Genomic DNA, 7,300 nt, shown 5'->3' with positions numbered 1-7,300 from the left:
GAGTTAAGCGGTGACAGGCTCGCTGATCTCCGTCTCGGCTACTTCGCGATCGGCGACCGGCCACTGCTGGCCAAAGCTGCGGGCAAGCTTGTCAATGTCGTCGTCACGCCCAAGGTAATGGCAGAAGCTTCCGCGGCACTTAGCGTGGAACTTAATCCGCATGAGGACCAGCAGGCCTCCGCCGCCATGCGCCGGCATCTGGCCAACGTGCTTCTGACGCGCTGTGTGTCTTCGCTGCTTGGTCGTCCCGATCTCGGCCCGGGAGGGGTTGCGTGACGGCTCCAATGCCCCTATCGCTCGACGTCAATGGCGAGCGCATCGATACCTTTGTTTTGCCGCGGTTGAATCTCGCGGATTTCCTCCGCGAGCATCTCAAATTGACTGGCACCCATGTTGGCTGTGAACACGGGGTTTGCGGCGCCTGCACGGTGCGCGTCAATGGCGACATCATGCGTTCCTGCCTGATGCTGGCGGCGCAGGCGCATCATGCTTCGGTCGAGACCATCGAAGGGTTATCCGACAGCGGCGAGATTGCCGATTTGCAGCGCGCGTTTCGCGACCGTAACGCGCTGCAATGCGGCTTCTGCACGCCTGGGATGTTGATGGCGGCGCAGGATCTTTTGCAGCAAACATCAGAGCCGGATCGCGAGCAGATCCGCGAGCATCTCTCCGGCAATTACTGCCGCTGCACCGGCTATCAGGCCATCGTCGATGCCGTCGAGACCACCGCGCGGGCGCGCATGGGACGCGCGCCATGACCTCATCGCCGGGAAACCCCAAGACACTCTCAATGCTTGACCGACCGAACTCCTATATCGGCAAGACGGTGCCGCGCCCGAATCTTGACCGGCTGCTGCAGGGCCGGGGGCTTTACGTCAGCGACATGGAACTGCCGCGTATGACTCACGTGGTATTCCTTCGTTCGCCGCACGCGCATGCGAAAATCTCCGGTATCGAAGCCGCCGCGGCGAGGCGCATGCCGGGGGTGATCGCCGTCGTTACCGGCCAGGAGCTTGCCGCGGTCATCACGCCATGGATCGGCGTGCTCTCGCATTTGAAAGGCCTGAAATCCGCTCCGCAGAGCGCGATTGCGATCGACCGCGTGTGCTGGCAGGGCGAAGCCGTCGCCGCCGTGGTGGCGACCAGCCGCGCCGCGGCCGAGGATGCAGCGGAGCGTGTTGCCGTCGATTATAAGGAACTCGACGCAGTGACGGAGATGCGGACCGCGCTCGATCCGGCAACGCCGGTCATCCACGCGGCGCTCGGCGATAATCTCGCCTTCGAGCGCAATCATGAGGCGGGCGATGTCGATCGAGCCTTTGCCGATTCGGATGAGGTGATCGAGGCCGATTTCATCTTCGGACGACATACCGGCGTTACGCTGGAGCCGCGCGCGGTGGTGGCGGACTGGAATGCGGCCGAAGCAAGGCTCACGATCTATCAGGGCACGCAGGCACCTCATATGGTGCAGAATATCGCCGCGCTGCATTTGGGCCTGAAGGAATCGCAAGTCCGCGTGGTCTGCAAGGACGTCGGCGGCTCCTTTGGTATCAAGGTGCATATTTACGCCGACGAGATGGCGACTTACGCCTTGTCAAAGCTGTTGCGCAGGCCGATCAAATTCGTCGCCGACCGGCTCGAGAGCTTCAACACCGACATTCACGCGCGTGATCATCGCTGCAAGGCAAAGATCGGTGTCAGGCGCGACGGCACCATCACGGCTTTCGAGATCGACGATCTAACCGGCATCGGACCTTATTCGATGTATCCGCGCACCAGCGCAATTGAGGCCAACCAGGTCGTCAATCTCGTCGGCGGGCCTTATGTCACCAGGAATTACCGCGCCCGGGCCCGGGTGGTGTTCCAGAACAAGAACGTGATGTGCCAGTACCGCGCTGTCGGTCATCCGATTGCCTGCTCGGTGACCGAAGGCCTGGTTGATCTGGCGGCAATGAAGATCGGCATGGATCCGGTCGAAGTCCGGCGTCGCAATCTGATCGCCGATGATGCCTATCCCTGCGCATCACCTTCGGGGTTGCGATTCGAGCAGCTGTCGCATCATGCCTCGCTGGCCAAGCTGCTGCGGATGATGAACTATGATGGGCTGCGTGTCGAACAGGCGGTCTTGCGAGACAGGCACATTCATCGCGGCATCGGCCTTGCGAGTTTCATCGAGGTCACCAATCCCAGCGCGGCATTCTACGGCGTCGGCGGAGCCAGGATATCGTCACAGGACGGTGTCGCCGTTCGGCTCGATGCCCAGGGTTCGGTGATCTGCCAGACCAGCATCACCGAACAGGGGCAAGGGTCCGAATCCCTCACAGCGCAAATCGTCGGCAGCGTGCTTGGTGTCTCGATGGACCGGGTCCGCGTGATCCTTGGCGATACCGACAACACGCCCTATGGTGGCGGCACCTGGGCCTCGCGTGGCGCCGGTATCGGCGGCGAGGCCGCGCTTCAGGCGGCCAAAATTCTGCGCGGAAACATCCTCGATGTCGCAGCCGCCATCCTGCAATCCACCCCTGCTGAACTCGACATCGTCGACAATCGCGTCGTCAGTGCCAGCGACGGCGCGCCGCGCATCGAACTGAACGAGCTCGCGCGTATCGTCTATTTCCGTCCGGATACGCTGCCGCCGGGCATACAAGCCGAGCTGATGGCGACCAGGCATTTTGTCCCGCGCGAATATCCCTTCGCCTTCACCAATGGCGTTCAGGCCTCGTGGCTGGAAGTCGATACCGACACCGGCTTCATCAAATTGCTGAAACATTGGGTGGTCGAGGATTGCGGTACCATCATCAACCCGCAGCTGGTCGACGAGCAGATCAGGGGCGGGGTGGTGCAGGGTCTCGGCGCCGCGCTGTTCGAGAAATGCATCTATGACGAGCGCGGCCAGCTCACCAACGCCAATATGGCCGACTATCTGGTTCCGATGTCCGGCGAAATGCCCGATATCGATGTGGGCCACGTGGTGTCGCCGACGCTGGAATCGGAGTTGGGCGCCAAGGGGGCTGGCGAAGCCGGCACCGCCGGTGCGGCTGCAGCGGTGGCCAACGCGGTCAACGACGCGCTCCGGCCGTTCGGAAGGATAATTACCGAGATTCCGCTGACGCCGCAGGTTATCCTGACGGCGCTGGGGCGAATCTGAGCGACGACGTCACCGGCAAGACCGAATAGGATGAGACCAAACAAGATAGTTCAGGGGAGGAGGACGCCATGACAAGGAAGGCCGCCAAAGTCGGATCGATTTCCCGCCGCCGCCTGCTCACCACCGTGAGCGCAGGCGCGGCGTTCGCCGTCGCGCCGTTTCGCATCAATCTGCTGCAGGCGCAGGAAGTGCCAATCAAAATCGGTTTTCCCGTCCCGCTGACCGGGCCCTATGGCACCGAGGCGCAGGATCAGGTGCGTGCCGGTCAGCTCGCGGTCGCCCAGTTCAACGATGCCGGCGGGCTTGGTGGCCGCAAGGCGGAACTGGTGGTGCGCGACGACAAGCTCAATCCCGGCGAGGCGGCGACGCGGACGCTGGAACTGGTCGAAAAGGAAAAGGTCAACTTTGTCGTCGGCAGCCTGTCGGCCGCGGTGCAGCTCGCGATCAACAACGTCACCAAGGAGCGCGGCATCATCTTCAATTCGATCAGCCAGTCCGACGCCATCAACGAGGTTGCCGATTTCAGCAAATATACCTTCCACGAGGCGATGAACCCGCATCTGACGTCAGGCGCGGTCGGGCGTTACGCTTTCTCGAAATTCGGCAAGAAGGTCGCGTTTCTGACCGCCGACTACGCCTATGGCCACGAGATGGTCCGCGGCTTCCTCGAGGTCGGCAAGGCGTTCAATGTCGAAAACCTCGGTGATATCCGCCACCCGCTCGGCACCTCGGACTTCTCGACGCTGCTGCCGCGCATTCAGGCGCTGAAGCCGGACATTCTCTGCATCAGCAATTTCGGGCGCGACCAGCAGATCGTGCTGAAACAGGCGACCGATTTCGGCGTCAAGAAGACGATACAGATCATCGCGCCGCTGCTCTCCCACGCCAGCCGCGTCGCAGCGGGCCCGCAGGCCTTCGAGGGCGTGGTTGGCGGCTGCTCCTTCTACTGGGGCATCGAGGATAAATTCGCCTCCACCAAGGCCTTCAACGATGCCTTCCGCAAGATGTATGACGGCAGGCTGCCGACCGATTATGGCGCGCTCGGCTATGGTGGCGTCCGTACCGTGCTCGAAGCGGTCAAAAAGGCCGGCAGCGTCGAGACCGACAAGGTCATCGCGGCGATGGAAGCGCTGAAATACGATTACTACAAGGGGCCGCAATATTATCGGAAATGCGACCATCAATCGGTGCAGTCGGTGCTGGTCATCCAATCCAAATCAAAGGACATGAAGAACGAGTCGGACGTGTTCGACGTCATCAGCACCGACGAGCCGAACGAGGCAAACCTGCGCACCTGCGAGGCGCTCGGTCATAAGTCCTGATGTGATGAAAGGTGCGTGCCGCCAACGGCACGTACCGTTTTTGGGGAGGCGCATGGCCGGCCTGAGCGTTGATCTGATCGCATTGCAATTATTTGCCGGGCTGGCGCTCGGCGCGATCTATGTGCTGTTCGCGATCGGTTTGTCGCTGATCTTCGGCATGCTCACCGTGGTCAACTTTGCCCATGGTGCATTCTACATGGTTGGCGCCTATGCCGGACTTTACATGCTCTCGCTCGGCGGCAATTTCTGGATCTGTCTGATCGCCGTGCCACTGGTGGTAGGGCTGTTCGGCCTTGCCGTCGAGCGCGTGCTGATACGCCCGCTTTACGGTCGCGGCATCGACTATCCGCTGCTGCTGACCTTCGGCCTGAGCTATGTGATGGTCGAATGCGTTCGTATCGCCTTCGGCAAGACCGGCTATCCTTTCGACACGCCGGAAATCCTGCAGGGCGCCGTCAATATCGGCGTCGGGTATTTTCCGCTCTATCGGCTGTTCGTGATCGGCGCGACCGCGGCCGTATTGCTGGCGCTATGGGTATTTCTGGAGAGAACCAGTTTTGGCCTGATCATCCGCGCCGGCGCGCGCGATCCGCAGATCGTTCGCGTGCTGGGCGTGGATGTCTCCAGGGTCTGGCTGATCGTATTCGGAATTGGCACCGCGATCGCCGGCTTCGCAGGGCTGTTGGCAGCCCCGTTGCAGGGCGTCATTCCCGAGATGGGCGGCACCATCCTGGCCGAAGCGTTTGTCGTGACTGTCGTTGGCGGCATGGGATCGATTGGCGGCGCCGTGCTGGCAGGGCTGCTGGTCGGCGTGGTTGTCAGCATGACATCGCTGTTTGCGCCGGAAATGGCCAAGGTGTCGATCTTTGCGTTGATGGCGGTGGTGCTGATCGTGCGCCCGCAAGGTTTCTTTGGCCGTGCCGGATTGTTGAGTTGAGCACGCCATGACCGGGGCAGCGGAGCTATCCAAGCACGCACAGGCCGCACCCGTGGGCTGGTTCGGGTTTGCGACCGCCCATCGCGCCAGCATCGCGAGCCTGGTCGTTCTGATCTTTCCGCTGCTGCTGCCGTTCACGGCGTTGGCGGTCAACATCCTGATCTACGGCCTCTATGCGCTCGGCTTCAATCTGGTGTTCGGCTATCTCGGCCTGCTGTCGTTCGGGCACGCGGCCCTGTTCGGTGCCGGTGCCTATATCTGCGGGATTGCGATCGTGCATTTCGCGCTGCCCTGGTACGCGGCGATCGCGCTTGGCATTCTGGGCGGCTTGTTGATGGCACTGCTGATCGGCGCACTGGCGATCCGCACCCGCGGCATCTACTTCGCGATGGTAACGATGGCGCTGTCGCAATGCGTCTACTATCTGTTCTATCAGGCGGTCAACTGGACCGGTGGCGAGAACGGCTTGCGCGGCGTTAACGTTCGCACCATCGACCTGTTCGGCCTGCAGCTCGATTTCATCAATCCGCTGACCCGCTATTACGTGATCGCCGGCTTTGTAATCGCGGCGTTCTTTGTTCTGTCGCGCATCCTGGCCTCGCCCTTTGGCGCCGTCATCGAGGCGGTGCGCGAGAATGAATCTCGCGCCCGTGCCTCCGGCTACGACGTCACGCTCACCCGTTTGCTCACGTTCGTTTTGTCAGGTGGATTTTGCGGTCTGGCCGGGGCGCTGCAAGCCTTGCATCTGTCGATTGTGCCGATCGAAATCATGCATTACGAGACCTCCGGCCTGGTTGTGATGATCGCGCTGCTGGGTGGCATGGGAACTTTCTTTGGCCCAATGGTCGGTGCTGCGGTGTTCCTGGTACTGGAGAACCTGGTCTCACTCCGGACGGTGCATTGGCAACTGATCGTCGGCGTCATCTTCATCGTTTGCGTGTTGTTCTTCCCGGCCGGAATCTGGGGCACGCTGATCGCGCGCGGCAAGCGATGACGGAAGCCGCTCCGCCCTCGAAATATGTGATCCTGCGCACCAGCGGCGTCGGCAAGGTGTTCGGCAAGTTCGTCGCGCTCCACAATATCTCCGCCGAATTTTCCACGGGCGCTATCACCTCGATCATCGGTCCGAACGGCGCGGGAAAGAGCACCTATTTCAACCTGCTATGCGGCGCGTTGCGGCCTAGTAGCGGCACCGTTGAATTCGAAGGCAGGGATGTGACCGGCCTGCCGCAGCATCACTTTGCCCATATGGGTGTCGCGAAATCGTTCCAGATCACCAGCGTGTTTCCGCAACTGACAACGCGCGAGAACATCCGTATCGGATTGCAGGCGCTGGTGTCGCGTTACGACATGTGGCGTCCACGCGCGCGCTTGCGCCAATTGAGCGAACGCGCCGATGATTTGCTGGTCATGGTCGGGCTGTGGGATTCGCGCGAACGCGCAGCGAAGACGCTGGCCCATGGCGAGCAGCGCGCGCTCGAGATCGGCATGGCGCTGGCGAGCCAGCCGCGTCTTCTGCTGCTTGATGAGCCGACCGCCGGGATGAGCCCGGAGGAAACCCGGACCATGATGGATCTGATCGTCAAGCTCGCCAGCGAACGGACCGTCATCCTGGTTGAACACAAGATGAAGCTGGTGCTCGGGATCAGCGACCGCATCCTGGTGCTGCATCATGGCGAGCTGCTTGCCGAAGGGACGCCGCAGGAAGTGCGCCAGAATGAGGCTGTCAAGCGCGTATATCTTGGCAAGCGGGAGCATTGAGGAGATGTTGCAGATCGACAATCTCAACGCCTGGTACGGTGCGAGCCATGTGCTGCAGGATATCAGCATGGGGGTGGCCAAGGGCGAGATCGTCTGCCTGATCGGTCGCAATGGCGCCGGCAAGACCACGAC

At 61.6% G+C, this 7,300-nt stretch carries 7 protein-coding genes and 1 pseudogene; all 8 read left to right on the top strand.

Translation table 11 applies throughout. The annotated features are described in order from the left end of the window. Positions 1-276, top strand: a pseudogene (locus WCE35_RS25375) (FAD binding domain-containing protein); the annotation flags it as partial. Beyond that, on the top strand, positions 273-758 hold the full coding sequence (locus WCE35_RS25370) for a (2Fe-2S)-binding protein (protein WP_424596050.1): 486 nt from the start codon (positions 273-275) through the stop codon (positions 756-758). The pseudogene WCE35_RS25375 and the gene WCE35_RS25370, both read left to right, overlap by 4 nt. After that, the gene (locus WCE35_RS25365; RefSeq protein ID WP_424596049.1) at positions 755-3,148 is read left to right on the top strand and encodes a xanthine dehydrogenase family protein molybdopterin-binding subunit; all 2,394 of its coding nucleotides are present in this window, start codon (positions 755-757) and stop codon (positions 3,146-3,148) included. The genes WCE35_RS25370 and WCE35_RS25365 overlap by 4 nt, the downstream gene beginning before the upstream one ends. Positions 3,149-3,216: 68 nt before the next feature. Further along, positions 3,217-4,470 carry an ABC transporter substrate-binding protein gene (locus WCE35_RS25360; protein ID WP_424596048.1) on the top strand — a complete coding sequence of 418 codons (1,254 nt, stop codon included), beginning with the start codon at positions 3,217-3,219 and terminating at the stop codon, positions 4,468-4,470. A gap of 52 nt (positions 4,471-4,522) precedes the next feature. Further along, on the top strand, positions 4,523-5,407 hold the full coding sequence (locus tag WCE35_RS25355) for a branched-chain amino acid ABC transporter permease (RefSeq protein WP_424596047.1): 885 nt from the start codon (positions 4,523-4,525) through the stop codon (positions 5,405-5,407). A 7-nt stretch (positions 5,408-5,414) separates the two neighbouring features. Further along, entirely contained in the window at positions 5,415-6,401 is a 987-nt protein-coding gene (locus WCE35_RS25350) for a branched-chain amino acid ABC transporter permease (protein ID WP_424596046.1), read from the top strand. Next, positions 6,398-7,168 (top strand): ABC transporter ATP-binding protein, encoded by a 771-nt coding sequence (locus WCE35_RS25345; RefSeq protein ID WP_424596045.1) that lies wholly within the window; start codon positions 6,398-6,400, stop codon positions 7,166-7,168. The genes WCE35_RS25350 and WCE35_RS25345 overlap by 4 nt, the downstream gene beginning before the upstream one ends. Before the next feature lie 4 nt (positions 7,169-7,172). After that, positions 7,173-7,300: ATP-binding cassette domain-containing protein (locus WCE35_RS25340; RefSeq protein ID WP_424596051.1), on the top strand; the 128-nt coding region annotated here is incomplete at its 3' end.

The organism is Bradyrhizobium sp. (genome assembly GCF_049691595.1).
In the GTDB taxonomy this organism is placed as follows: Bacteria; Pseudomonadota; Alphaproteobacteria; order Rhizobiales; family Xanthobacteraceae; genus Bradyrhizobium.
The sequence above is the reverse complement of the archived record's forward strand: the minus strand, read 5'-3'. Positions and strand labels throughout refer to the sequence as shown.